Origin of the sequence: Oleiagrimonas citrea (genome assembly GCF_012395255.1) — a bacterium.
Lineage (GTDB): Bacteria > Pseudomonadota > Gammaproteobacteria > Xanthomonadales > Rhodanobacteraceae > Oleiagrimonas > Oleiagrimonas citrea.
In genome coordinates this window covers 113,594-138,383 of sequence record NZ_JAAZQD010000006.1, presented here as the reverse complement: position 1 = coordinate 138,383, position 24,790 = coordinate 113,594, and the positions used below count along the sequence as shown (strand labels likewise).

Sequence of the window (24,790 nt, the reverse complement as noted above, 5' to 3'; positions counted from 1 at the left end):
GCAACCCGACCTCGATAGAGTGGCGACTGCCCATGAACCGTGAAATCTGGATCGCCGACGACGACCGCAACGTGCGTTTCGTGCTGGCTGCCGCCCTGCGCGACGCCGGCCACGAAGTGCGTGAGTTCGGCAGCGCCGAGGCGGTGCGCGCCGCCTTGCCCGCCGGCGCGCCGGCGCTACTGCTGACCGACGTGCGCATGCCCGGTGAGGACGGCCTGACCCTGCTGCGCGAACTGCGCGCGCAGAGCGAGACACCAGTCATCGTGATGAGTGCGTTCACCGACATCGCCACCACCGCCGCCGCCTACCGCGCCGGCGCCCTCGACTACCTGGCCAAGCCGTTCGATCTGGATCAGGCCGTGGAAGCGGTCGCGCGCGCGCTAACCGAAGCACCGACCGAAGATCCCGTCGTCCCCGACGCACCGGCCGACGCCCTGCTCGGCGAAAGCGCCGCCATGCGCGAGGTGTTCCGCCTGATCGGACGCGTCGCTGCCAGCGATCTCAACGTGCTGATCACCGGTGAGACCGGCACCGGCAAGGAACTGGCCGCGCGCGCACTGCACGCCGAAAGCACGCGCCGAGAGCGGCCGTTCGTGGCCCTGAACACCGCCGCCATTCCCGCCGAACTGCTGGAGAGTGAACTGTTCGGCCACGAGGCCGGCGCCTTCACCGGCGCGACCCGTCGCCACGCCGGCCGTTTCGAACAGGCCGAGGGCGGCACGCTGTTCCTCGACGAAATCGGCGACATGCCGGCGTCGCTGCAGACGCGCCTGCTACGCGTGCTGGCCGAGGGCGAGTTCTACCGCGTCGGCGGCCGCGAACTGCTGCGCTGCGACGTGCGCATCGTCGCCGCGACGCACCAGGACCTGGACGCGCTGATCGGCGAGGGCCGCTTCCGCGCCGATCTCAAGCATCGCCTGGATGTGGTGCGCATCGCCCTGCCGGCGCTGCGCCAACGCCGCGATGACATCCCGCTGCTGGCGCGGCATTTCCTCGCCGCCGCCGCGCGCGAACTGAAAGTCGCACCGAAACGCTTCGCCGCCTCGGCCCTGCGCGCGCTAACGCGACAGGATTTCCCCGGCAACGTACGCGAACTGGAGAACCTGTGCCGTCGTCTCGTGGTGATCGCGCCCGGCGCGGAGATCCGCTCCGCCGACCTCGGCCGCGGCCGCGACGAACCCGCGCCGCCACCCGGCGAAATCTGGAGCGAGGGCCTGCGTGCCTGGGCCGAGCAGGCGCTGGCCGACGGCGAAGCGGACATCCACGCCCGCGCCCGCGACACGCTGGACCGCACACTTCTGGAAACCGCGCTGGCCGCGCACGAGGGTCATCGCGGTCACGCCGCCGAAGCGCTGGGCGTGGGCCGCAACACGCTGACGCGCAAACTGGGCGCTTCGCGCACACGCAAGCCGCATGACGGATAACCCTTCGTGCTCGCGTGCTGCGCCCGAACCTGGGCGATCACGCCTCTGCATGCCCACATCGGCTACGCCGCTTACGCACAGACAGGCCCAGGCACGAACGCTTCGATGGCGCGACCTGTTCACCGCAGTTCGCGGCCCGACAGACCGCGCAAGCGACGCAGCATGAAGAACATCGATCACACCATGCGCCATGCCCGCGCCGGGCTGCTAGGCTTGCGCCGAGTTTCCGTGTCATCAAATCCATGACCCAGCCCGCTTCCGATTCCCCCTGCACGGCCCTGCGCGGCGACGTGCTCAGCTTCCGCGGCGATCCGTTCGTCGACGGTCTCGACGCCAGCCTGCAGTACGAGCGCGATGCGCTGGTGGTGATGCGGGACGGCCGGATCGACGCCATCGGGCCTGCTGCCGAGCTGCTGCCGCGGCTGCCGGCCGACACGCCGGTCGAACACTATCCGCACGCACTGATTACCGCCGGCTTCGTCGACACCCACGTGCACTATCCGCAGTTGCCGATTATTGGCGCGCGCGGCCTGCCGCTGCTGGACTGGCTCGAACGCTACACCTTCCCCGCCGAGCAGGCCTACGCCGACATCGATCACGCCCGCGCCATGGCGCGGCTGTACCTGGGCGAGAACCTGCGCAACGGCATCACCAGTGCGGCAGTGTTCTGCACCGTGCACCCGCAATCGGTGGACGCGCTGTTCGAGATCGCGCAAGGGCTGGATATGCGGCTCGTCGCCGGCAAGGTGCTGATGGATCGTCACGCACCGCCGGCGCTATGCGACACCGCGCAATCCGGCTACGACGACTCCGCCGCGCTGATTGCACGCTGGCACGGACAGGGTCGGCTCGGCTACGCCATTACGCCACGCTTCGCGCCGAGCTGCTCGCCGGCGCAACTCGAAGCGGCCGGTGCGCTGTGGCGCGAGCATCCCGACTGCTTCGTGCAATCCCATCTGTCCGAGAATCGTGCCGAGGTGGACTGGGTGCGCGAGCTGTTCCCGGACGCGCGCGACTATCTGGACGTCTACGACCGCTTCGGCCTGCTCGGCCCGCGCGCAATCTACGCGCACGGCATTCATCTATGCGAGCGCGAATACGGACGCTGCCACGACAGCGACACCGCGCTGGCGCACTGCCCGACCTCGAACCTGTTCCTCGGCAGCGGCCTGTTCGATCTGGCCGCCGCCAAACGCGCGGAACGGCCGGTACGGGTCGGACTGGGCACCGATCTCGGCGCCGGCACCAGCTTCTCGATGCTGCGCACCATGGACGAAGCCGGCAAGGTGGCGCAGCTGCGCGACGCGCCGCTCTCACCGGCGCACGCGCTGTATCTGGCCACCCGCGGCGGCGCCCACGCGCTGCACCTGGACGATCGGATCGGCAGCATTGCGCCAGGCATGGAAGCGGATCTGGCCGTGCTCGACCTGCGTGCCACGCCGCTGATGGCTGCGCGCATGCAGCATGTCGACAGTCTGGATGAGGCGCTCGCCGTGTTGATGACCCTCGGCGACGACCGCGCCGTGCGCGCCACCTGGATCGCCGGCATCCTGCGCCACGACCGCGATCACGGCGAACCGGTCACGCGCCGCGTGCTCTGAACCGACATCGCGTCGCACGATCCGGTCCATGCGACGTCTCACCTCTTGGGGACACGTACCGGCAATCGCTGCGACCCGGCCACGGATCCAGGTAGGCGCACCAAAACGTGCTGCGAGACTCCAGCGAACGAACGTGGGTTCCACCGTCACCCCGACGAACGCATCGCCATCGCGACGGATGCGATCTTGCAGCTCGAATCGTCAGGTATCCGACGTGCGCCCGTGATCGAGATAGTCGGACAGATTGGTGTTCTCGACCAGGTCTTCCCACGTCACCACACCGACCACGCTACCGGCGTTCTCCATCGCGCCGTCGCGGGTCATGATGGCGTTGCGGCATTGCTGCTGGCGCAACGCGGCGATCAGGTCGAACACGCGGATGTCGCTCTGCACCACGGCCACGTGCGTATCAGCCAGATCGCGTAGAGGCAGATCACGCTCCAACCCGCGCCGCGCCGCACGCAGGATGCGCGCTGGCACCACACCGACCAGCCGGCCATTCTCCACCAGCACCACGCGCGGCGTGCGGTAATGGCCACGGCGAAGGTCCAGCGCCATTCCCAGCGTGGCGTCCGCATCCAGGCACGTGAACGGCGCACGGATGAATTCCAGCGCGCGCCGGGCCAGATAGAGCTGGCTCTGGATCGCTACCGGAATGCGCTGTCCGCGCCGGCTCAGCTTCATTGTGTAGATGGTGTCCACCATCAACAGACGGCGCACCGAATAGGCCACGGACACGCTGATGATGAGCGGGATGATGGCGTGGTAGTCGCGCGTCATCTCGAAGATCATCACCACCGCCGTGACCGCCGCGCCGGTGCTGGCGCCGACCATACAGGCCATGCCGATCACCGCCGTGGTCGCGGGACTGATGTCGACGCCCGGGAACAGCACATGCAGGCCGGCGGCGAAGGCCGCGCCTAGCGTCGCGCCGATGAACAGCGCCGGCGAGAACACACCGCCCGACGCACCCGAGCCCAGCGTCAGCGAGGTCGCCAGCAACTTCAGCACCGCCAGCAGCAGGACCAGGCCGCCCGCGGTCAGGCCGCCGTTGAGGATGTCCTGGATGGTGGCGTAGCCCACGCCCTCGACGTAGTAGTGCCCGGCATGCTGCAGCAGCAGGTACATCATGACGCCGACGATGGCCATGCCGATCACGTGGCGCAGGTAGTCGTTACCGGGCATGCGCTGGAACAGGTCCTCGAACCAGTAGATCGAGCGCGTGAACGCCATCGCCGCCACCCCGGTCAGCAGACCGAGCACCACGTACGCGGCCAGCGCCGGCATGCCCGAACCCAGCACCGGGTGATCCAGCACCAGCGGCGGCAGGATGAAGGATGGATGATCACCGAAGAAGGCGCGCCCGATCAGGCTGGCGGTGCCGGTCGCGATCATCACCGGGATCAGCGTGCGCGCGCTGATCTCGACCAGCAGGATCTCGGTGGCGAACAGCACGCCGCCGATCGGCGTGTTGAAGGTCGCGGCGATGCCCGCGCCGCCACCGCAGGCGATCAGGGCCAGGCGCTGCCATTCCGGAATGCGCGTCCAGCGCGCCAGCATCGAACCGAAGGTCGCGCCGATCTGGATGATCGGTCCCTCGCGGCCGACCGCGCCGCCCGAACCGATGGAAATGGAGGACGCCAGCGCCTTGATCAGCGCCACCGGCGCACGGATGAAGCCACGCTTGAAGTGCACCGCATCGATCACTTCCGGCACGCCATGGCCCTTGGCCTCCGGCGCGAACGTCTTGACCAGGAACGTGACAATGAGCGCGCCGACGATCGGCACGGCGATGATCCACGCGCCCCATGTACTGGCTTCGGCGTGCTTGAGCGCATCGAACGCCGTGCTGAAGCGCCCGAAGAAGAACAGGTTGTGGAACACCGCGATCAATGCGCGGAACGCCAGCGCGCCGAACCCCGCGACCACCCCGACCGCGACCGCCATCAGGGCCATGCCCGCCTCGATGCGCGCTTCGCGCACCATATCGCGTTGCCCCATGACGATGTTCTTGCGCACGCCTGCCTCCTCGACATCCATTCAGCGCGAATCTCCGCGCGGCCGCTTTCGCCTGCATCCTGCAAGCGCTCAACTCACCCATCCTCCGCCCTGCGGCCATGCATTGCAACGCAGCGGAACGCGAAGCGTGCGTTCGATTCAGGGTTTGGCGCTGGAACCGTCGACCCGCTGCGTCACCGAAGCCACTTCCAGCACGGCACTGATGCGCGTGCCATCCCAGCGGTAGATGTAGTGACCGGCCTGCACGCACGGTGCAACCACATCCGGATAGAACGCAGCCACACACTGGCTTCCGACATCGCGCACGCTGTCGTAGACGATGCCGTTGCTGCCATGGCGGCGAAGTCTCCTGCCCAGCGCCTGACCATATCCGTAGTCGTCCGGATCATGCGCCTTCGGCCAGCCGCCGCGCAGGTCGTGCAGGGTGGCCGAGATCGACGTGCGGTAGCAGCGCATCTGCAGATGGATCGGTGGCTCGCGCGTGGCGGCCAGGAAGCATTCGCGGTGATAGACGGTTTCCTCGATCGCCGTGGCGACGCGGTGCGCGGCGTAGAACACGCCGTAGCTGCCGTCGGAAAACCGGCTTCCTTCCGGGTTGAGGTGGGTGAAGGCCGCCATTACCGGCGTGCTGCCCGGACCGCTGATGCGGCGCGACTCGGGCACCAGCGACAGTTCGCCCAGTTCCTGGCGCAGTCGCGGATTGGTCATCGCCTCGATGGCGTAGAGCGCTTCCAGATCGCCCGGTTCGGCGATGCGATCGAAGGCACCGACCGGCGGAAAACGGCTGGATACGATGCGGTAGGCGTGCGTCCATCGCACGCGTTTCTTCGGGGGTTCGTCCATGACTTCAGTCTGCTTGGCCGGCATCTCAGTGTCCGAGAACGGCGTCCGGATCAGCCGCGCTGGGCGTCGAGATACTCGCGCACGACGTAGAGGTCGGCCACATTGCCGGAAAGCATGCGGTCCAGCGCGCTGCGACCGCCGAACGGCGCGGCGTCGTTGGAGCGCCGGACCCAGGCATCGGCACGCTCGGGATTCGGCAGCAGAATCTGCAGGTCTTTCCAGATGCCGAGCAGATAGCTGATGCGCTCCAGCGTATCGCGCCCCAGTGCGCCCTCGCCTTCGCGCTTCCATTTGTAGAAGGTCGATTGCGGCGGGTCGCCCAGCAGACGCCGTTGCTCGGCAACGCGCAGTTTCCATGCTTCGGCCAGACGGAAGAATGCGCGAAGGGCCGGGCCGTCGAGGGTGCCGTCGTGCTCATGCAGCGGATAATCGGATGCGGCAAGCGCGGACATGGAACTTCTCCACATGAAGTTATTTTATATTTTACTCCATTTGTGGAATTTTTGCGCATAGCGCCTCCGGTTGTTCACGCCGTGTTTTTCCTGCGTACACTGGCAGGCAAACCGCCAACCGGGCATGCGCATGAAAAACATCCTCGTACTGGCTTGTCTGCTGACGCCGATCTTCGCGATACCCGCCCGAGCCGACGTCGTGCAACACGCAGCCGACGGTTTCCACGTTCACGTGCAGGTCGATGTGGCCCATGCGCCGAAAAGGGTCTACGCCGATCTTCTTCGCATCGACCGCTGGTGGAGTTCCTCGCACACTTTCTCCGGCAAGGCCCAGAATCTTTCCCTGCAGGCACGCGCCGGTGGCTGCTTCTGCGAACACTGGAATGGCGGTTCAGTCGAGCATGCGCGCGTCATTGCGGCACTGCCCGGCCATGCACTGGTGCTGGAGGGCGCATTGGGGCCGCTGCAGACGATGGCGGTGGAGGGCGTGCTGCGTTTCGCCCTGACCCCGCATGACGGCGGCACGCGCGTCGAGGTCGATTATCGCGTCAACGGATCGTCCCTGAGTCAGCTGAGCGACGTCGCCCCCGCCGTCGACCGGGTCATCACGGAACAGGTGACGCGGTTGGCGCGCTTCAGCGACCGTCCGCGCGCAGCGACCGCACATTGAGCGCGCTTTTCCGCATCGTGCACGCAGCATGCAAAAACCCGCGCCCGACCGTTTCCGGCCGACCGCGGGTCCGTCCCCTACCGGATGCGCTCAGAAGCGGTAGCCCACGGCCACGCCGTAGACCCACGGATCGACATGCACGGTGCCGACCGAAACGCCGTTGACCTTGGCCTTGGCGTCGATGTTGATCCAGCGCGCATCGACCGTGAACAGCCATTTCGGATTCAGACGGAAGTCCAGGCCCGCATGCGCGGCCACGCCGAACGAGTCGTTCACGCTCAGGCGGGTACCGGCCAGCGGTCCGGTGGTGTGTTCGCCGAACACGTAGGTGTAGTTCACGCCCAGACCGACGAACGGCGACACCGTCGCCTGCGGACGGAAGTGATACTGCAAGCTGATCGTCGGCGGCAGATGCTTGAAGGTTGCCGCCTTGGCGCCGTTCAGGCGCACCGTGTGCTGGAAGGGCGTCGAAGCCAGCACTTCCAGCCCCACGTGCGGGGTGAAGAAGTACTCGGCCGTGATGGTCGGACGCGTCGAGCTGCCGATGTCCGCCTTCAGGGCGCCGCCCGCGAGGGTGCCATTATCGGACTTCGGCTCCACCACATGGGCGCCGACCTTCACCACCCAGTCGCCGTCGGCAGCATGCGCCTGACCGACGCCGGCCAGCGCGATGGCCGCGACCAGTGCGGTTCCCATCAACTTTTTCATTGTCGTACTCCTCGGTAGCAGCGTTGGATTTCGGCGAGGAGTGTGTGTCCGGACAGACCGGCGAATGTTGACCAGGATCAAGTACACGCAGCCTGCGACGCGCTGCCGCAGGGGGCCACGAAAGACCTTTGATGAGTCATGCAAAGCTGCGCCGCGGCGCTGCCTGCGTTGTCAGCGCGTACCCTCGGCACCGTAATCCGGTTCCGGACCGCCCTCGGTGATGAAGCGATCGATGCGACGCGCCAGTACTGGTAATGGCACCGAGCCGGTCGACAACACGGTGTCGTGGAACGCACGCAGGTCGAACTTCGGCCCCAGTGCCTTTTCCGCCTTGGCGCGCAGACGGCGGATTTCCAGATAGCCCAGCTCGTAGCTGAGCGCCTGGCCGGGCCAGCTGATGTAGCGGTCGACCTCGTTCTCGATCTCGCGGCGGCTGAGCGCGGTGTTCTTCAGCATATAGTCGACAGCCTGCTGACGGCTCCAGCCCAGATGATGGATGCCGGTGTCGACCACCAGCCGGCATGCGCGCCACATCTGGTAGGTCAGAAAGCCGAAGCGCTGGTAGGGCGTCTTGTAGATGCCCATCTCGTTGCCCAGATATTCCGAGTACAGCGCCCAGCCCTCACCGTAGGCGGAGATGTAGCCGTCGCGGCGGAAGGCCGGCTGGTTCCTGGCCTCGTCGGCCAGTTCCAGCTGCAGGGCATGGCCGGGATAGGACTCGTGCAGGGTCAGCGCCGGCATGTTGTACAGCGGGCGCGACTTCAGATCATAGGTGTTGACCAGATACACGTGCGGACCGCCGCGACCGGAGGTGTAGTACGGCGCGATATCGGCCGGCACCGGTTCGATGGTGAAGCGCTCGCGCGGCAGGTGGCCGAAGAAGCGCGACAGCTTGCCATCGACCTCCTTCGCCACCCAGGCGGTCTTGTCGAGCAGTTCCTGCGGCGTCTTCGCGTAGAACTTCGGGTCGGTGCGCAGATAGGTCAGAAACTCGGCGAAACCGCCCTGGAAACCCGTCTTGCGCATCGTCGCCAGCATCTGCGCGTGGATCTTCGCGACCTGCTTCAGACCGATCGCATGAATGGCATCCGGCGTCAGGTCCAAGGTGGTGAAGGCGCGGATCTGCTGACGGTAATACGCCTTGCCGTCCGGCAGCGCCTCGGCGGCCAGCGTGGTGCGCGCGTTCGGCACATAGGTGTCGTCGAAGAATTTCAGCAGTCCGGCGTAGGCAGGAATCACGTCGTCGCGAATGACCGACAGCGCGCGGTTCTTCAAGTCCTGCGCCTGGTCCGCCGACAGGCTCGCCGGCAGATGCTCGAACGGTTTGTAGAAGCTGCTGCGGGTCGGGTCCGTGAGGTGGGCCACAGAGGCGATCGACTTGTCGCGCCCGTCCAGTACGGCACGCGGCACGCTGAATCCTCGCGCCAGCCCCAACTTCATGTTGGCTTCCTGCTGCGCGAAGTAGCGCGGTACCTGGCGCAGTTTGGCCAGATACGCACGATAATCGGCCGGCGTGTGCAGGCGACCGGCATTCAGTTCATAGCCCAGGTCCGACCAGAACGCCGAATCGCTGTTGAACGGCATCTGCCAAGCCTTGAAGTTGCCGTCGGCGACGAAGTTGGCGATCTGGCGATGGTAGACCGCATAGTTGATGCGCTCGGCGGGCGAGAGTGCATCCACGTCGAGCGCGTCCAGTTCGGCCAGCACCTTCTTCCAGTACGCCAGTCGCTTGGCCTGATCGGCGGCGTCGACCGTGTCCAGACGGCTGTTGTCGGGCAGATCCATGCTCGCCGGTCCGCGCGAGGCGCCGCTGCGCCAGGCCCATTCCTGCTGGTAGATGGCCTTGAAGCGCGCATCCGGCGACGTCGCCTGCGCGTGCGCCAGCGGCGCCGCCAGCAACGCGCCCGCCAGCAACGCGCCCGCCATCATCCAGCCCAGCCACTGCTTCATCATGTTTCTGCCTGCGTGAACACCCATTCGGCGATGATCGCAGACCCGACCGGCGCGGGCACGTGCCGAAGGTTCGTCGCGATCAGCCCGGCGCGTGCGGGCGGCGACGGACGGCGGCCAGATACGCCTGCAGGCCGCGCGCCGGATCGTCCTCGAAACATTCGCCGGCATCGTCGATGACGCTGATGCGGTCGAGGCGGAAGTTGCGGAAATCGCCGCGCATACGGCACCACGCGCCCAGCGTCCACTTGCCGCCCCAGAATGCCAGGCACAGCGGTTCGACCACGCGCGCACTGGGTTGCTCGGCCAGATTCCGGTAGCACAGTTGCAACGCCTGCCGTGCGTCGATGGCGGCGTGCAGGCAGTCGATGATCCGGGCGAAATCGGCTTGATGACGATCCTCGAAAACAGGCGCAAAGATGCGCGTGCGATCGGCGCGTTCGCGCAGGTTTTCGGGCAGCACCGCCTCGATCTTGCGCATGGCCGTGGCCGCGCCGGCGGCCAGTCGCGTGCCGGCGAAGGCGCGGGCGAAGCGCGCGCCGACCACCAGCGCTTCCAGCTCTTCGGGACGGAACATCAGAGGCGGCACGTCCGCCCCCTTGCGCAACACGTAGCCGACGCCGGCCTCGCCCTCGATCGGCACACCGGAGCGCTGCAGATCGGCCACGTCCCGATAGACCGTACGCAGTGACACTTCCAGCAGCTCCGCCAGTTGGCGCGCGGGCAGGGCGGTGCGCCGCCCGCGCAGGGCGTGGATGATCTGGAACAGGCGGTCGGCGCGGCGCATGCGCGCATCATCGCGCATGTCGCCGCCGGCCGCGACGGATCAGCCCTCCTGGCTGGCCGCCAGCGCTTCGTCCTTGCGATCCGCACGCTGGATGCCTTCGCGCGAGGTCACGCGCTCGACGTAGGCCCGGAACACCGGAAGATCCGGCACCAGTTTCCACATCAGGAACCAGCGCAGTGCGCAGCCGTACAGCACATCGGCGGCGGTAAAGCGCTCGCCCAGCAGGTACGGCCCCTGTTCGAGCTGTTCGGCCAGCACCCGGATCACGCAGTCGTAGTCGCCGTAGCCGCTCTGCATCGCCGGCACCGGTTCGCGCTTGGCCGAATGGTCCATGACCGCCGGTTCCAGGCAGGACCCGTAGAACACCATCCAACGTAGATAAGGGCCGCGCAGCGGATCGCCCAGCGGCGGCGCCAGGCCTTTCTCCGGATACAGATCGGCCAGGTACATCATCACCGCCGGCTGCTCGGTGATCAGCGCATCGCCATGGCGGATCGCCGGCACCTTGCCCATCGGATTGATGGCCAGGTATTCCGCATCGCGCTGCGTGCCGGTCTTCAGGTTCAGCACATGCATGTCGTAGTCCACGCCCAGCTCCTCGAACAGGGCACGGGTCCCGCCGGAACGACTGTGCGGGGCATGGAAAAAAGTGACGTACGGGGTCGGGCTCACGGGATCACTCCTCGATCGGTGGGTCGATGCGTGCATCATGCACCGCGCCTGCTGCCAGCGTGGTGTCAGCAGCCTGAACGGGGCGGCGACTTTCGGGGGCGGCCCGCGTCCGCGACAATAGCGCCTTTCTCCGCGACGGAATCCCGCCATGAAGTCCATCACCCTGACCCAGTTCCTGACCGAGGAACGCCGCGCCGGCTACGGCAGCACCGACCTGACCCAGCTGCTGGAAGTGGTCGCGCGCGCCTGCAAGCGCATCGGCGTGGCGACCGGCAAGGGCGCGCTGGGCGGCGTGCTGGGCGAGGCCGGCTCGGACAACGTGCAGGGCGAGGCGCAGAAGAAGCTCGACGTGTTGTCCAACGAGATCCTGCTCGACGCCAACGCCTGGGGCGGGCATCTGGCCGCCTGCGCCTCGGAGGAGATGGCCGACCCGCAGCCGATTCCCGACGCCTATCCCAAGGGCGGCTACCTGCTGCTGTTCGATCCGCTCGATGGCAGTTCCAACATCGACGTGAACATTGCCGTGGGCACCATCTTTTCGGTGCTGCGCCGGCCGCAGGGCCATCGGCAGGATGTCTCGGTGAACGAGTTCCTGCAGCCGGGCACGCAGCAGGTCGCCGCCGGCTACGTGGTCTACGGCCCGAGCACACTGCTGGTGCTGACGCTCGGCCACGGCACCCACGTGTTCACCCTGGACCGCGAGGTCGGCAGCTTCATCCTCACCCGCCGTGACGCGATGATTCCCGAGGAGACCTCCGAGTTCGCCGTGAACATGTCCAACCAGCGCTACTGGGAAGCGCCGATGCAGCGCTACGTCGGCGACCTGCTGGCCGGCAAGGAAGGCCCGCGCGAACGCGACTTCAACATGCGCTGGGTGGCCTCGATGGTGGCCGATGTGCACCGCATCCTGACTCGCGGCGGCATCTTCAGCTATCCGCTGGACAGCAAGATCGCCGCCAAGGGCGGCAAGCTGCGGCTGATGTACGAGGCCAACCCGATGGCCTTCATCGTCGAACAGGCCGGCGGCGCAGCCAGCACCGGCCACGGTCGCATCATGGAACTGCAGCCCGAAGCCCTGCACCAGCGCGTGCCGGTGTTCCTAGGCTCGAAGGCCGAAGTCGAGGCCGCTGAGCGCTATCATCTGGACGTGTAACCACCCAAACTATCTATTCAAGTATCTATTCTTATTTGTTTAATTTTTTTCATTCTTAATTGTTTGTAAAGGTTTTTTCTTGTAAAAGTTAATTCATCTATCTATTCACTAAAGTGCGTATGCCTGCACAGACGGACGCCATGGTGGTGGCTTTGCTGAATACCCTACGTCGCCGCGGCCCCAGCGCCGCGGCGGACCTGAGTCGTGAACTCGGGATCAGCCAGCCCACTCTTTCGCGGCGTATCGCGGATGCAGGCGAGCACATCGTGCACATGGGTCGCGCCCGCGCCACGCGTTACGCGCTGGCGCGCGATGTCCGCGGGCTGGGTAGCCGCTGGCCGCTCTATCGCATCGACACGCAGGGTCGTCCCCATCGGTTCGCACTGTTGCATGCGCTGCACGACGATCATTTCTATCTCGAAACCGACCATGCTCCCGCGTGGCTGCGCGGGGAGTTCTCCCGGGGTTTGTTCCCGGGTCTTCCCTGGTTCATGGACGACATGCAGCCACAGGGTTTTCTGGGTCGCGCGTTCGCACAGCGCCACGCCAATGAACTGGGTCTGCGCAACGAACTGAACTTGTGGGACGCCGCCGACACGCTCACCGCGCTGCTGTTGCGCGGTGACGATGCGCCCGGCAACTTCGTGGTCGGCGAGAACGCGTTGAAACGCGCCCTGGAAACACCGCCTCGAACCATCGATGCCGAACAAAGAGGCTCGCGTTATGCCGAGCTTGCCCAAGCGGCGATGCGGGGCGACCCGGTCGGTTCCTCGGCCGCCGGTGAACAACCCAAGTTCGCGACCAGAATCCTTGAAGATGACGGCTCCGTGCGCGACGTCATCGTGAAATTCACGGAGCGTCTCGATACCGGCGACGCTGTTGCTCGACGATGGGCCGACCTGCTGCATGCCGAGTACATCGCGGCACGTCTCATGAGCGCACACGGCATCGAGTGCGCGCTTGTCGACTGCATCGATGCCGATGACAGGCGCTATCTGGAATCGATCCGCTTTGATCGCATCGGAGCACATGGGCGTCGCGGATTCGTCACCCTCGCCGCCCTCGACGATGCCCATTACGGAGAACGTGACGACTGGGCACATGCGGCACTTCGACTGCAACGGGGCGACTGGATCTCTGCGGACGATGCCAGGCAGATGAGCCTGCGCTGGTGGTTCGGCCGCCTGATCGCGAACAACGACATGCATTTCGGCAACCTCGGCTTCTTTCTGGACGACGCGTTGCCACTGCGATTGGCGCCCAGCTACGACATGCTGCCCATGGCGTATCGCCCGAAGACCAGCGGTGCGCTACCCGGTCACGTGACGGAACCGCCTTCGCCGCTTCCGGAATTTCTGGATGTCTGGCGCGAAGCCGCCTCTTTGGCCGAAGGGTATTGGTGCACGCTTGCCGAAGATTCCAGGATCAGCTCTTCTTTCCATGACATCGCCGGGGCCAATGCCGCCCGCATTCGTGAGACCTTGAAGCGCTTCGGCTGAACATCAGGCCGGACGGTGCACAGAGCGCTGCGCACCGCCCAAATGCTTGCTTCACTCCGCGTTGCTGCGCGCGCGGATCTCCTCGAAGCGCCAGTCGCGCAACAGCTCGCCGTTTTCCCATACCGTCTCCATGGCGTGCGCCCAGCCGACCGGCGGCTGCAGCGCATCGACGCGGGTCAGTTCCGGCGGCACCTCGACGGTCTTCCAGGTGCCGTATTCACGGTGGCGAAGCAGCGTCAGGCGGCCGCGCTTGGAGTTCTTGCCGGGGTCGGTGACGGGCTGCTTGTAGACGTCGATCCAGCGTCCGTCGACATGCGCCGCCGAGCACTTCAGCGCAAACTTCTGGGTATCGCGATTGAGCTTCTGCAGCAAACCGCCGCCCATGCCGAAGGTGAGGTTGTCGGTGGCGTAGCCGGCCTCGGTGACACGCTCCAGGATCGCGCGGATGCTGTCCGGATCGACGCCATCGCCCTGGATCACGCGCACGTGGTTGAGCACCTTGAAGCCCTTGCCATTGACGCTGCAGCCAAAGGCTTCGTCGAGCAGCTGCAGGCAGCGCAGCACGACCTCGACCGGGTCACCCGAGTCGGGGCGGACCACCAGCGTAGCGCCCGAGTCGATGACTTCCTGGCGCAACGTGCGGCCCCAGTGTTCGCGCACCGCGCGATAGATGTCGTAGCTATCCGACACCACTGCCACCAGGCCACCCTCGCGGCCCAGCCTGCGCAGCATGTTGCGATAGGCGTCGACCTCGCGGTCGCGGCCCCAACTGGTCATGGTGCTGTGTTCCGAGGCCGGGATCGAGAAACCCGCCATCGGCTCGTGGTAGTAGGCCTTCGCCGTGAGCACGCCGGCGATGGTGTCGGTACCGAGGAAGTTCACCAGGTGCGCCGCGCCGCCGAGACCGGCCGACTCGGCGCTGGACACGCCGCGCGCGCCGAAGTCATGCAGCTTGAAGTCCAGCTGGCCTTCCGGGTCGTCGCTGGTGCGTTCGAGAAACTCGCCGATCATGCGTTTCACGTGCCAGCTGATGGTGGCCACGGTGACCGGATACCACAGGCGCAGCAGCAGGGTCTCGACATAGCTGGGCAGCCAGAACGCCTGCGGGTCGGTCGATTCGATGGTCGCCAGCGCGTGGTGCACCGGCACCACGCTGCCCTCGGGCACGGCGCGGATGCGCAGCGGCAATCGCCCGCCGTGGGCGTCGACGATGTGCCGCCAGCCGTCCGCGTTGAACGGCTCGCCGTGGGCGTCGAAGAACGCCGCCGCCTCGTCGACGTCGGCATGGGTGACCGGCCGTGACAGCCGTTCCTTGAGGATCGCCTGCAGACCGAAGAACAGCGTGCGGTCGTAACGGCCGCCGCGCGATTCGACGTAGAAGAACGTGCCGTCGGTGTGCGGCGGGTACTGCAGCCAGTGGCTGGCCTTGTAGCTGTCGGTATCGAGGATGAGGTTATCTAGATGGCGCATGACGAAAAGCTCCTTCTCGTCGGGGAATGAACCGGCGGTCTGTCCGCCGGCGGGATCGACCGCATCAGCTGCGACCGAGGACGAACTCGAGGATATGCAGATGGTCCTCGAACAGGCGCGGGCCCATGTCCAGCGCTTCGGCGACCGGGAACCAGCGCGCCTTCTCGGCATCGTCGCCACCGCGCACGCGGGGCAGCTCGCCGCTGGGGAAGTCGAAATGGAAGGCGTGGGTGATGGTGCGCCCGCGCAGCGAACGCTCCGGATGATCGAACACGTGCCGGCCTCTGAGCGACCCGCGCAGCACCGGCAGCGGAAGCTTCAGGCGAGTCTCCTCACGCAGCTCGCGCAGGCAGCTGTCGAGGATGCTCTCTTCCTGCTGCACGAAACCGCCGGGCAGCGCCCACAGCCCCTTGCCCGGGGCCGCGCGGCGACGCACTAGCAGCACATGACCCGAGTGCACCACCACCGCGTCGGCGGTGACGAAGGTCGGCGGGTAGGGCGCGTCGGACCAGCCGGCGCGGTAGTCGCGGATGAAGCGGTATTCCTCGACCAACTGCGTGTAGGCCGGAGTGTTGCGGCGGAACGCATCGAGCATCTCGAACACCGGCGCGGGTACGTTGGCCTGCAGCAGGCGCATCGCGCCGTTGCCGTCCTCGTCGGCGGCCTCGAACAGGTAGCGCCGCAGCTCGGTGGCCGACAGCGTCTCGGTGCGCTGCACGTCCTGCAGCGGCCATTGCGGGAACTCGCGCAGGTAGTAGCTGCTGGCGTCCTTGTCCTGGCCGATCAGCCCGATGCGCGCGTCGCCGACGACGCCGTCGGCCTGCACGACCTCGGCGACCGCGCGCTGCACGTCGGCCAGCCAGTGCGCCTCGTTGTAGAGATGGTCGCGCAATGGGCGGAACAGCAGGCGATCGGCCACGTCCTCCAGCGCCGCGCGCGCCATGATTTCACGCTCGGCGACAGTCCAGGGATTGCGGATGGTACGGGGGGCGTCGGCACAGCCGACCAGGAAAATGAGTTTGCGCGCGCGGCCCAGGGCGGCGCGGGCGACGGCGGCGTGACCGTTGTGGAACGGTTCGAAGCGGCCGATGAAGACCAGATAGTCGTAGTCCATGAGACTCCCTCACGGTGGCGTTGTCACCGCGGGTCTGTCCCGCGGCTCGTTTCCATCGTACGCCGCCACCGGGACGGTGCAAAGGACTTGACTTCAACCCAACTGTATTGTTGTATTAATACACATGGATGCATCGATCCTCACCATTCAACCGACGTCGCCGGAACCGATCTACCGGCAGATCGTCGAACAACTGCGGCGCCTGATCGCCGGCGGCCAGCTGACGCCCGGCGAGAAACTGCCGTCGGTGCGCGAGGTGGCCGGCTTCCACGCAGTCAATCCGATGACTGTGTCACGCGCCTACGGTCTGGCCGAATCCGAGGGTCTGCTCGAACGCCAGCGCGGCCGGGGCATGGTGGTGGCGACCGGACAGGGCATCAGCCGTAGCGAGGACGAGCGCATGCAACTGCTGGAACCGCATCTACACGAAACCGCGCGCCAGGCGCGCGAGCTGGAACTGCCCGCCGACGAGGTTCTACGTCGGCTGCAACGACTGCTGGGGGAATAAAAGCATGAACGCCGTACTGCACATGGACGAACCCGCCCTGGACGCGCCGCTTTCGGTGCGCGGCGTCGCCCATGCCTACGAAGGACGCAACGCCCTGCGCGGCGTCGATCTGGACCTGCCACGCGGCAGCGTGCTGGGCCTGATCGGCCGCAACGGCGCGGGCAAGTCCACCCTGATACGCGCCATGCTCGGCCTGCTCGAACCGCTGGCCGGCGAAGCGCTCGTGTTCGGCGAACCGGCCCTGCGCCTGTCCGACGCCGCCAAGGCACGCATCGCCTACGTGCCGCAGCAGCCGGAGGCGCTGGCCTGGCTGACCGCGACGCAGATGTTCGACTATCTGTCGCGCTTCTACCCGAACTGGGACGAGCGCTTCGTCGAACGCACCATGCAGCGCTGGGAACTTCCGACCAACCGCGTAATGGCCAAGCTGTCGCCGGGCGAGCGCCAGCGCGTGGATCTGGTCCGCGCCCTGGCCTCGCAGCCGGATCTGCTTGTGCTGGACGAACCGGCCGCGGCGCTGGACCCGGTGGCGCGCCGCGACCTGCTTCGCGAAGTGGCCCTGCGTGCCGGCGAGGCTGGTGCGACGGTGCTGTTCTCGACCCACATCGTCTCCGACCTGGAACGTGCAGCATCCGAAATCGCCTTCCTGCACGACGGCCAACTGCTGCTTCACTGTGGCCTGGACGAAACCAAGGAACGCTACGCGCGCCTGTGGCTGCCCGCCGGCCAGAGCGCTGCCGCGCCGCCGCACGCCCTGAGCCGCCATCGTCATGACGACGGCAGCCTGAGCGTGGTGGTCGAGCGCGCCGTGGACGGCAGCTGGCCCGAAGCCGCCCGCCTGCCCGGTGCGCGTGTGGATGCGCTGGGTCTGGAAGACCTGTTCGTGGAGATCGCCGAATGAACATGCGCGTTTTTTCCTCCGCGGCGCGATCGCCGATGACCTCGCAGGGCAAGGCATCCCACTGGCCGCTGCGCATTGGACTCATCGGGTTGTGCGTGGTCTGCCTCGCCCTGCTGTTGCACGCCGGTCCCGCCTGGATGGTCTGGTGCGCTTTGCTGCCCGCGATCGGACTAGGTCTGGAGATGAGCCGATGAACACGATCCTGATCACACCATGGCGCGGCACGCCGCCGCAGATGCGCTGGATCGGCGGTGGAGTGCTGGTGCTGTGCGCATTGGGCGCCGCCGTCTCCGGCATCGTCTCGGGCAGTGCCGACTGGCCACTGCTCTCGGCCGCCATTCTCGGCTTCGGTCTCGCCTACGGCTGGGCGTTCCTGATGGCCAGCACGCTTCTGATGGCCGTCGACGCGTATCAGCTTCGGCTGCCCGGCATTGCACGCAGCATCACCCTGAGCCTGCTCTTCTACCTGATCCTCAGCGTGGTACCCGCGACGCTGGTACTGGGCGCATTCGGCGGCCACTACCTGGCGATCGCGCTGATGCTGCTGCTGTTCTGTGTCGGCGGCCTGGCGTTCACGACGCTGCCGCGCTACATCGCCATGTGGATCGCCTTTCTGCCGGCGCTGAACGGCGCCCTGAAGCACGTCGTCACCATTCCGGGGCCGACCTCGCCGCTGTTCTTCGCATGGGCAGGTCCCGCACTGCTGCTTCTGACCCTGGTGATCGTGCTGCGCTGGCGACGGCTGGTGCGCGCCGAAAAACGCCTGGAGCAGGGCCTGAGCAGCGCGATGGTGATGCAGTTCCGGCGCAAGTCCGGCTGGAACGAATGGAGCATGGCCTGCCAGGACGGCAGCAGCACGCTGCGCCACCGTCCGGACTGGATGCTGCCGCGCGTGGACCTGCGCAACGTCGGTCCGCAGAACGTGCCGCGCGCGCTACGCGTGGCGTTGGGCGGCTGGTACGTGCCGCGCACCTTCATCGGCCACCTGCGCAACCTGGCGCCGGCTTTGCTGCCGATGGTGGTGATTCTTCCCTTCCTGCTGGTGATGCAGGCCGGCGGCAAGCCCATGACCGCCCTAGTACGCGGCTTCAGCGTCGGCATGATCGGGTGGGTCGGTATCTTCGGCGCCGCCATGCTGGCGATCATGAGCGCCGTGACCCTTCGTCGCCGCTGGTCGCAAGTCAACAGCGAGCTTCCGCTGCTGGCCCTGATGCCCGGTCTGGGCGACCCCACGCAGGTCAAACGCGCGCTTCTGCGCGCCGCCCTGCGCCCGCCCGCCACCGCGCTTTCGGTGGTGCTGGCGCTGATGCTCGTCGCGTCCTGGGCGCTGCATATGCACACCCTGGGCATGGTCGCCGTGGCCCTTAGCCAGATCGGCTGCGGCCTACTGCTGTTCGCCCTGGTGCTGGACGTGCTCGGCGGTCGTCCGATGCGCTCCTGGAAGCTGGCGACCCTGATCACGCTGACCGTGCTGCTGACCAGTCTGTCGTGCTTCATTCCGATGACCTCGATCGGCCACCACTCGTGGACCTACGCAAATGACCTCACCGGGGTGCTGATCGCGACGTGGGTCGGCATGGGAACGATGCTCCTTCTGCTCGGCTGGCGCGGGATGAAGCGGTTCCAGGATCGCGCCTACGCCTTCCTGATGCTGGACACGACGGCGCCACGATGATGCATACATTTCTCCATCTCGTGCGTCCTGACTTGCGCGATCTCCGGGACCGGTGATGTCGACGTCGCTACGCAAAGTACCCGTCGAAACCACGCCGTCCACGGCACGCCCGTGGTGGCGCCGACTGCTGGTTCCGCTCGCGCTCGCGGTGCTTGCCGTGCTCGTACTTAGTCCCGAGTTCGCTTTTCTCGGCGTGTTTCTCGACGCGGCCGTGCTTGATGTCCTGCTGATGATGCTGGGCATGCAGCTGCTGCTGTTCCGCGATCAGTGGTGGTCGCTCGCCCGCAGCGGCTGGGCCGCCATGACGCTTCTCTGGCGGAACGCGATGCACCGCTGAACGCGCTCAGTCGGTGCGGAACAGATCGCCCTGCGGTGATGCCTCGCGCGGCGGCCGAAACTGGCGCAGGTCCAGTTCGAGATCCCGCGCGCGACCGTAGCCGTGCCGGCGGCAGGCCACTTCGAAGCGCCGCCGCAGCATCTCGGCGAACACGCCCTGGCCGCGCATGCGGGTGCGGAAGTCGCTGTCGTAGTCGCGTCCGCCGTGCATTTGCTGAATCAGGCTCATCACGTGCTCCGCACGCTGCGGCACGTGCAGCGCCAGCCATTCGCGGAACAGCGTCTTCAGCTCCCACGGCAGGCGCACCGTGGTGTAGCCGGCACAGCGCGCACCGGCCTCGGCGGCCTGCGCCAGCACGATCTCCATGTCCTTGTCGTTGAGCGCGGGAATGATCGGCGCCACCAGCACCCCCACCGGCACGCCGGCGTCGGCCAGCGTGCGGATCGCGCGCAGACGACGATGCGGCGCGCTGGCGCGCGGCTCCAGCTTCGCGGCCAGACGGTTGTCCAAGGAATTGACCGAAATGAAGACCTGCACCAGTCGCCGCTCCGCCATCGGCACCAGCAAATCCAGATCGCGCTCGACCAACGCGTTCTTGGTCACGATCGTGCACGGATGCCGGCAGTCGGCCAGCACCTCCAGTGCGCCGCGGGTCAGTCGCAGACGCTTCTCCACCGGCTGATACGGATCGGTGTTGCTGCCGATGTTGATCGGGCTGACGCCGTAGCCGGGCCGCGACAGTTCCCGCCGCAGCACCTCGGCCAGATTCTCCTTGGCGCGGATACGGGTCTCGAAATCCAGTCCCGGCGACAAATTCAGGTAGCTGTGCGACGGTCGCGCAAAACAGTAGACGCAGCCGTGCTCGCAGCCACGATACGGATTCATCGCCTGGGTGAAATGGATGTCCGGCGAATCGTTGCGCGTGATGACGCTGCGCGCGCGCTCGGCCGTGACCTCGGTGCGCGGACGCGGTGCGTCGGTGTCGAGCAGTGCGCTCTGCCAGCCATCATCCTCGACCTGATGGCGCACGGTCTCGAAGCGTCCCTCCGGATTGGAAGCGGCGCCGCGTCCCTTGATGGCTTGCGGTCGGTCGGGATCGAAGACGTGCATGCCGCGCAGCCTAGCGCCGCGGCGTCTCAGCAGCGGCGACGCACCGGCTACCTTCGCAGCAGCAGATCCAGCATGCGCCGGAAACGCGCACCGTAGGGCGGATTGAGCAGGCCGACCCCGTTCAGGCGCGCCTGCCGGAACACCGGCAGCATCTTCGAGAACGTGCGGAAGCCCGCCTCGCCGTGGTACGCGCCCAGGCCCGATGCGCCCACGCCGCCGAACGGAAGATGATGCTGGGCGACGTGGTACAGCGTGTCGTTGATGCACATGCCGCCTGCTGCCTGGCTTTGCTCGACACGTCGCTGCACGGCGGAATCATTGTCGAACAGGTACAGCGCCAGCGGATGCGGACGCGCGGCGACATAGGCCAGTGCCTCGTCGAGGGTATCGTAGGGCACCAGCGGCAGCAGCGGACCGAAGATTTCCTCGTCCATCACGGCGGCATCTTCCGGCGTATCCGTCAGCACGGTCGGCGGCAGCACGCGTCCCGCATCGGCCGGTGACGATGCAGCCAGCGCATGGGCTTGTGCACCACCGGCCACGGCCTCGTCGCGAAGCCGGATCAGACGCGCATGCTTCGCGTCGTCGATGATGCTGGCGTACTGGCCGCCGGTCGCCAGCTGCGGGTACATACGCGCTACCACGCGCTGGGCGGTGGCGATGAAGTCGGCTTCACGGCCTCGCGGCAGCAGGACGTAGTCCGGCGCGATGCAGGTCTGCCCCGCGTTCACGCACTTGCCGTAGACGATGCGCTCGACCGCGGACTCGAACCGCGCGCCCGGACCGATGATCGCGGGCGACTTGCCGCCCAGCTCAAGCGTCACCGGCGTCAGGTTCGCGGCCGCCGCGCGCATCACGTGCCGGCCGACATCGGTCGAACCGGTGAACAGCAGGTGGTCGAACGGCAGCGCCGAGAACGCGCGCGCCACCCCCGCATCGCCGTTCACGACCCGCACTTCGCCCTGCGGGAAATAGCGCTCGACGAGCTGTCCGAACAAAGCGGAGAAGCGTGGCGTGTACTCGCTCATTTTCACCAGCGCCCGATTGCCGGCCGCTAACGCGTCCACCAGCGGCCCGACGGCGAGGAAAAGCGGGTAGTTCCACGGCACGATGATGCCGACCACGCCCAGCGGACGCGGCACCAGCAGCGTGCGCGCAGGAAGAAACCAAAGTCCGGCCAGGTGACGCTTCGGCTTCATCCAGCGCCGCAGATGCCGTCGGGCATGCGCCAGCGCCTGCAGGGACGGAAACAATTCCAGCAGGTCGGTCTCCTCGGCGGGACGACCCCCGAAATCGGCATCGATGGCCTCGCAGATCGCCGGTCGATTTTCACGCAGCAACGCAGCGAGCGCATCCAGACGAATTCGGCGCAAGGATGCATCGGGATGTGGTTGCTCACGTTGCGCCTGGCGCATGCGCTGCAACAGATCGGTCAGGCCGGAGACGACGGACTCGGACATGCGGTGACTCTCTTTGTATCGGGCGTCGCGGATGCTCCTCACCATACCCGATCCGCGGCACGGCAGGCCTGTGCTGTATCGCACGCAGCGCCCGCCCGGACCGAGCTATGATCGGCAGCGTGTCCTTCCTCCGGAATTGCGCGCCATGACACGCTGGATCCTGCTGCTCCTGACTCTTGCCTCGATCCTTTTGATGATCCTCACCTCGTCGCCGGGCTGGATGGCGCTGGGCATCGCCGGCGCGCTGTTCGGCCTGGTCGCCACCGTGCTGGCCTTTGCACATGTGCGCATCGGCGCCGGTTCGCGGCAGGAAGAGCTCAACGATTTCGAGGTCGAGCAGCTGCAGAAAGCCGTGCGCAAGCCCGACGCGAACGAACCGCCATCGGCCTGAACATGCACTTCACCTCGCGACGCGGTCGGCTACACTGAACCGGCTTGCCCGCCCGCAGGCATGCCCGCGGCGGATCCGTTTCTTTCACGTACGGAGGTGAGAACCATGTCCGAGCTGTACCCGGTGCCGCCTGATTTCGCGGCCGATGCGCGCATCGACAAGGCGCAGTACGAAGAGCGCTACGCGGCTTCGGTGCGCGACCCGGAAGCCTTCTGGGCCGACGTCGCCAAACGCCTGGACTGGATCACCCCGCCCACCCGCATCAAGGACGTCAGCTACGCACGCGATGACGTACACATTCGCTGGTACGAGGACGGCGTGCTCAACGTCGCCGCCAACTGTCTGGACCGCCACCTCACCGAGCGCGGCGACAAGACCGCGATCATCTTCGAAGGCGACGAACCCGACGACGCGCGCCACATCACCTACCGTGAGCTGCACAGTGAGGTCTGCCGCTTCGCCAACGCCCTGCGCCATCTCGGCGTGGAGAAGGGCGACCGCGTCGCGCTGTACATGCCGATGGTGCCCGAAGCCGCAGTGGCCATGCTCGCCTGTGCACGCATCGGTGCGATCCACTCGGTCGTGTTCGGCGGCTTTTCGCCGGATTCGCTCGCCGGCCGCATCGCCGATTCCGCCTGCAAGGTGGTCATTACCGCCGACGAGGGCGTGCGCGGCGGCAAGAAGATCCCACTGAAGGCGAACGTCGACGCCGCACTCGAACGCGACGGCACACGCAGCGTGGAAACCGTGGTCGTGGTGCAACGCACCGGCGCTGGCGTGCACATGCAGTCGCCGCGCGACCGCTGGTACCACAGCCTCGTCGAAGGCCAGTCCGAGGACTGCCCACCAGAACCGATGAACGCCGAGGACCCGCTGTTCATCCTCTACACCTCCGGTTCCACCGGCAAGCCGAAGGGCGTGCTGCACACCACCGGCGGTTATCTGGTCTACAGCAGTTACACGCATGAATGCGTATTCGACCTGAAGGAAGACGATGTGTACTGGTGCAGTGCCGACGTCGGCTGGATCACCGGGCACAGCTACGTGGTCTACGGCCCGCTGGCCAACGGCGCCACCACGGTGATGTTCGAGGGCGTGCCCAGCTACCCGGACGCCAGCCGTTTCTGGAATGTGATCGACAAGCACAAGGTGACGCTGTTCTACACCGCACCGACCGCCATCCGTGCGCTGATGCGCGAGGGCGACGAGCCGGTGACGCGGACTTCGCGCCGCAGCCTGCGCGTACTCGGCACCGTCGGCGAGCCGATCAACCCGGAGGCCTGGGAGTGGTACCACCGCGTGGTCGGCGACGAACGCTGCCCGATCGTCGACACCTGGTGGCAGACCGAGACCGGCGGCATCCTCATCACACCTCTACCGGGTGCCACCGACCTCAAGCCCGGTTCGGCCACCAAGCCATTCTTCGGCATCCAACCGGCCGTCGTCGACACCGAAGGCAAACCGCTCGAAGGCGCCTGCGACGGCAACCTGGTCATCACCGATTCGTGGCCCGGCCAGATGCGCACCATCTACGGCGATCATCAGCGTTTCGTCGACACCTACTTCAGCACCTACCCCGGCAACTACTTCACCGGCGACGGTGTACGCCGCGACGAGGACGGCTACTACTGGATCACCGGCCGCGTCGACGACGTCATCAACGTTTCGGGCCATCGCATCGGCACCGCCGAAGTGGAAAGCGCACTGGTCGCGCACGCCAAGGTGGCCGAGGCCGCCGTGGTCGGCTGCCCGCACGACATCAAGGGCCAGGGCATCTACGCCTATGTCACGCTGGTGTCGGGTATCGAACCCGACGATGCGCTGCGTGACGAGCTGGTCCGCTGGGTGCGTGAGCAGATCGGACCGATCGCCAAGCCCGACTTCCTGCAGTGGGCCAACGCCCTGCCGAAGACGCGTTCCGGCAAGATCATGCGCCGCATCCTGCGCAAGATCGCCGAGAATCAGCCCGAGGCGCTCGGCGACACCTCGACGCTGGCCGATCCGTCGGTGGTCGACACCCTGGTGCACGAACGTCTGTCGCAGTAA

23 protein-coding genes are annotated in these 24,790 nt (G+C 66.6%); 12 read left to right on the top strand and 11 right to left on the bottom strand.

The window, feature by feature from the left end; all coding sequences use genetic code 11:
* The first annotated feature begins 32 nt into the window (after positions 1-32).
* Both ntrC and guaD read left to right on the top strand, forming a co-directional pair.
* Positions 33-1,424: a nitrogen regulation protein NR(I) gene (ntrC, locus tag HF690_RS14170; protein WP_168609902.1), complete on the top strand. Its 1,392-nt coding sequence runs from the start codon at positions 33-35 to the stop codon at positions 1,422-1,424.
* A gap of 242 nt (positions 1,425-1,666) precedes the next feature.
* Entirely contained in the window at positions 1,667-3,025 is a 1,359-nt protein-coding gene (guaD, locus tag HF690_RS14165; protein WP_168609901.1) for a guanine deaminase, read from the top strand.
* Positions 3,026-3,226: 201 nt separating this feature from the next.
* Here the strand turns inward: guaD and HF690_RS14160 are convergent, their stop codons facing one another.
* The 3 genes from HF690_RS14160 to HF690_RS14150 form a co-directional block, all read right to left on the bottom strand.
* Positions 3,227-5,044 carry a chloride channel protein gene (locus HF690_RS14160; RefSeq protein WP_205300844.1) on the bottom strand — a complete coding sequence of 606 codons (1,818 nt, stop codon included), beginning with the start codon at positions 5,042-5,044 and terminating at the stop codon, positions 3,227-3,229.
* 138 nt (positions 5,045-5,182) lie between these two features.
* Positions 5,183-5,887, bottom strand: coding sequence for an RES family NAD+ phosphorylase (locus tag HF690_RS14155; protein WP_240151785.1), 705 nt, complete (start codon positions 5,885-5,887; stop codon positions 5,183-5,185).
* A 50-nt stretch (positions 5,888-5,937) separates the two neighbouring features.
* Positions 5,938-6,339 carry an MbcA/ParS/Xre antitoxin family protein gene (locus HF690_RS14150; RefSeq protein WP_113065468.1) on the bottom strand — a complete coding sequence of 134 codons (402 nt, stop codon included), beginning with the start codon at positions 6,337-6,339 and terminating at the stop codon, positions 5,938-5,940.
* A gap of 130 nt (positions 6,340-6,469) precedes the next feature.
* Between HF690_RS14150 and HF690_RS14145 the strand changes: the two genes are divergently transcribed.
* Positions 6,470-7,009: an SRPBCC family protein gene (locus tag HF690_RS14145; RefSeq protein ID WP_168609900.1), complete on the top strand. Its 540-nt coding sequence runs from the start codon at positions 6,470-6,472 to the stop codon at positions 7,007-7,009.
* Positions 7,010-7,099: 90 nt separating this feature from the next.
* Here HF690_RS14145 and HF690_RS14140 read toward each other — a convergent pair whose 3' ends face one another.
* The 4 genes from HF690_RS14140 to HF690_RS14125 form a co-directional block, all read right to left on the bottom strand.
* Positions 7,100-7,717 (bottom strand): OmpW/AlkL family protein, encoded by a 618-nt coding sequence (locus tag HF690_RS14140; RefSeq protein WP_168609899.1) that lies wholly within the window; start codon positions 7,715-7,717, stop codon positions 7,100-7,102.
* 171 nt (positions 7,718-7,888) lie between these two features.
* Complete coding sequence (locus HF690_RS14135) at positions 7,889-9,667, bottom strand: DUF885 domain-containing protein (protein ID WP_425495916.1); 1,779 nt, start codon at positions 9,665-9,667, stop codon at positions 7,889-7,891.
* An 82-nt stretch (positions 9,668-9,749) separates the two neighbouring features.
* Positions 9,750-10,454, bottom strand: a complete 705-nt coding sequence (locus HF690_RS14130) for a helix-turn-helix transcriptional regulator (protein ID WP_168609953.1) — start codon at positions 10,452-10,454, stop codon at positions 9,750-9,752.
* A 39-nt stretch (positions 10,455-10,493) separates the two neighbouring features.
* The gene (locus HF690_RS14125) at positions 10,494-11,162 is read right to left on the bottom strand and encodes a glutathione S-transferase family protein (protein ID WP_193568525.1); all 669 of its coding nucleotides are present in this window, start codon (positions 11,160-11,162) and stop codon (positions 10,494-10,496) included.
* A 112-nt stretch (positions 11,163-11,274) separates the two neighbouring features.
* On the opposite strand from HF690_RS14125, the gene HF690_RS14120 reads away from it, so the two are divergent.
* Both HF690_RS14120 and yjjJ read left to right on the top strand, forming a co-directional pair.
* Positions 11,275-12,279: a class 1 fructose-bisphosphatase gene (locus HF690_RS14120; RefSeq protein ID WP_113065472.1), complete on the top strand. Its 1,005-nt coding sequence runs from the start codon at positions 11,275-11,277 to the stop codon at positions 12,277-12,279.
* Positions 12,280-12,398: 119 nt separating this feature from the next.
* Positions 12,399-13,778 carry a type II toxin-antitoxin system HipA family toxin YjjJ gene (yjjJ, locus tag HF690_RS14115; RefSeq protein WP_338042930.1) on the top strand — a complete coding sequence of 460 codons (1,380 nt, stop codon included), beginning with the start codon at positions 12,399-12,401 and terminating at the stop codon, positions 13,776-13,778.
* 51 nt (positions 13,779-13,829) lie between these two features.
* Here the strand turns inward: yjjJ and HF690_RS14110 are convergent, their stop codons facing one another.
* Positions 13,830-15,248 carry a nicotinate phosphoribosyltransferase gene (locus HF690_RS14110; RefSeq protein ID WP_168609897.1) on the bottom strand — a complete coding sequence of 473 codons (1,419 nt, stop codon included), beginning with the start codon at positions 15,246-15,248 and terminating at the stop codon, positions 13,830-13,832.
* A gap of 64 nt (positions 15,249-15,312) precedes the next feature.
* Positions 15,313-16,362, bottom strand: coding sequence for a bifunctional nicotinamide-nucleotide adenylyltransferase/Nudix hydroxylase (locus HF690_RS14105; RefSeq protein ID WP_168609896.1), 1,050 nt, complete (start codon positions 16,360-16,362; stop codon positions 15,313-15,315).
* A 124-nt stretch (positions 16,363-16,486) separates the two neighbouring features.
* Between HF690_RS14105 and HF690_RS14100 the strand changes: the two genes are divergently transcribed.
* Genes HF690_RS14100 through HF690_RS14080 form a run of 5 tightly spaced genes read left to right on the top strand, consistent with a single transcriptional unit; the run spans position 16,487 to position 19,783 of the window.
* Positions 16,487-16,870, top strand: a complete 384-nt coding sequence (locus HF690_RS14100) for a GntR family transcriptional regulator (RefSeq protein WP_168609895.1) — start codon at positions 16,487-16,489, stop codon at positions 16,868-16,870.
* A gap of 4 nt (positions 16,871-16,874) precedes the next feature.
* Entirely contained in the window at positions 16,875-17,771 is an 897-nt protein-coding gene (locus tag HF690_RS14095; protein WP_113065476.1) for an ABC transporter ATP-binding protein, read from the top strand.
* Positions 17,768-17,965: a hypothetical protein gene (locus tag HF690_RS14090; protein ID WP_113065477.1), complete on the top strand. Its 198-nt coding sequence runs from the start codon at positions 17,768-17,770 to the stop codon at positions 17,963-17,965. The genes HF690_RS14095 and HF690_RS14090 overlap by 4 nt, the downstream gene beginning before the upstream one ends.
* Positions 17,962-19,446: a hypothetical protein gene (locus HF690_RS14085; protein ID WP_168609894.1), complete on the top strand. Its 1,485-nt coding sequence runs from the start codon at positions 17,962-17,964 to the stop codon at positions 19,444-19,446. The genes HF690_RS14090 and HF690_RS14085 overlap by 4 nt, the downstream gene beginning before the upstream one ends.
* 55 nt (positions 19,447-19,501) lie before the next feature.
* On the top strand, positions 19,502-19,783 hold the full coding sequence (locus HF690_RS14080) for a hypothetical protein (protein WP_168609893.1): 282 nt from the start codon (positions 19,502-19,504) through the stop codon (positions 19,781-19,783).
* Positions 19,784-19,789: 6 nt separating this feature from the next.
* On the opposite strand, the gene HF690_RS14075 is transcribed toward HF690_RS14080, so the two are convergent.
* Positions 19,790-20,893 (bottom strand): PA0069 family radical SAM protein, encoded by a 1,104-nt coding sequence (locus tag HF690_RS14075; protein WP_168609892.1) that lies wholly within the window; start codon positions 20,891-20,893, stop codon positions 19,790-19,792.
* Positions 20,894-20,940: 47 nt separating this feature from the next.
* Entirely contained in the window at positions 20,941-22,353 is a 1,413-nt protein-coding gene (locus HF690_RS14070) for a coniferyl aldehyde dehydrogenase (RefSeq protein WP_168609891.1), read from the bottom strand.
* Between the two features lie 145 nt (positions 22,354-22,498).
* Here HF690_RS14070 and HF690_RS14065 point away from each other — a divergent pair, with 145 nt between their 5' ends.
* Complete coding sequence (locus tag HF690_RS14065) at positions 22,499-22,744, top strand: hypothetical protein (RefSeq protein WP_168609890.1); 246 nt, start codon at positions 22,499-22,501, stop codon at positions 22,742-22,744.
* 105 nt (positions 22,745-22,849) lie between these two features.
* Positions 22,850-24,790: an acetate--CoA ligase gene (acs, locus tag HF690_RS14060; RefSeq protein ID WP_168609889.1), complete on the top strand. Its 1,941-nt coding sequence runs from the start codon at positions 22,850-22,852 to the stop codon at positions 24,788-24,790.

Bases quoted from the DNA above. Each gene is read 5' to 3' on its own strand.
- ntrC (WP_168609902.1), top strand. From the start codon at position 33: ATGAACCGTGAAATCTGGATCGCCGACGACGACCGCAACGTGCGTTTC.
- guaD (WP_168609901.1), top strand. From the start codon at position 1,667: ATGACCCAGCCCGCTTCCGATTCCCCCTGCACGGCCCTGCGCGGCGAC.
- HF690_RS14155 (WP_240151785.1), bottom strand. From the start codon at position 5,887: ATGGACGAACCCCCGAAGAAACGCGTGCGATGGACGCACGCCTACCGC.
- HF690_RS14150 (WP_113065468.1), bottom strand. From the start codon at position 6,339: ATGTCCGCGCTTGCCGCATCCGATTATCCGCTGCATGAGCACGACGGC.
- HF690_RS14145 (WP_168609900.1), top strand. From the start codon at position 6,470: ATGAAAAACATCCTCGTACTGGCTTGTCTGCTGACGCCGATCTTCGCG.
- HF690_RS14140 (WP_168609899.1), bottom strand. From the start codon at position 7,717: ATGAAAAAGTTGATGGGAACCGCACTGGTCGCGGCCATCGCGCTGGCC.
- HF690_RS14135 (WP_425495916.1), bottom strand. From the start codon at position 9,667: ATGAAGCAGTGGCTGGGCTGGATGATGGCGGGCGCGTTGCTGGCGGGC.
- HF690_RS14130 (WP_168609953.1), bottom strand. From the start codon at position 10,454: ATGCGCCGCGCCGACCGCCTGTTCCAGATCATCCACGCCCTGCGCGGG.
- HF690_RS14125 (WP_193568525.1), bottom strand. From the start codon at position 11,162: ATGCACGCATCGACCCACCGATCGAGGAGTGATCCCGTGAGCCCGACC.
- HF690_RS14120 (WP_113065472.1), top strand. From the start codon at position 11,275: ATGAAGTCCATCACCCTGACCCAGTTCCTGACCGAGGAACGCCGCGCC.
- yjjJ (WP_338042930.1), top strand. From the start codon at position 12,399: ATGCCTGCACAGACGGACGCCATGGTGGTGGCTTTGCTGAATACCCTA.
- HF690_RS14110 (WP_168609897.1), bottom strand. From the start codon at position 15,248: ATGCGCCATCTAGATAACCTCATCCTCGATACCGACAGCTACAAGGCC.
- HF690_RS14105 (WP_168609896.1), bottom strand. From the start codon at position 16,362: ATGGACTACGACTATCTGGTCTTCATCGGCCGCTTCGAACCGTTCCAC.
- HF690_RS14100 (WP_168609895.1), top strand. From the start codon at position 16,487: ATGGATGCATCGATCCTCACCATTCAACCGACGTCGCCGGAACCGATC.
- HF690_RS14095 (WP_113065476.1), top strand. From the start codon at position 16,875: ATGAACGCCGTACTGCACATGGACGAACCCGCCCTGGACGCGCCGCTT.
- HF690_RS14090 (WP_113065477.1), top strand. From the start codon at position 17,768: ATGAACATGCGCGTTTTTTCCTCCGCGGCGCGATCGCCGATGACCTCG.
- HF690_RS14085 (WP_168609894.1), top strand. From the start codon at position 17,962: ATGAACACGATCCTGATCACACCATGGCGCGGCACGCCGCCGCAGATG.
- HF690_RS14080 (WP_168609893.1), top strand. From the start codon at position 19,502: ATGTCGACGTCGCTACGCAAAGTACCCGTCGAAACCACGCCGTCCACG.
- HF690_RS14075 (WP_168609892.1), bottom strand. From the start codon at position 20,893: ATGCACGTCTTCGATCCCGACCGACCGCAAGCCATCAAGGGACGCGGC.
- HF690_RS14070 (WP_168609891.1), bottom strand. From the start codon at position 22,353: ATGTCCGAGTCCGTCGTCTCCGGCCTGACCGATCTGTTGCAGCGCATG.
- HF690_RS14065 (WP_168609890.1), top strand. From the start codon at position 22,499: ATGACACGCTGGATCCTGCTGCTCCTGACTCTTGCCTCGATCCTTTTG.
- acs (WP_168609889.1), top strand. From the start codon at position 22,850: ATGTCCGAGCTGTACCCGGTGCCGCCTGATTTCGCGGCCGATGCGCGC.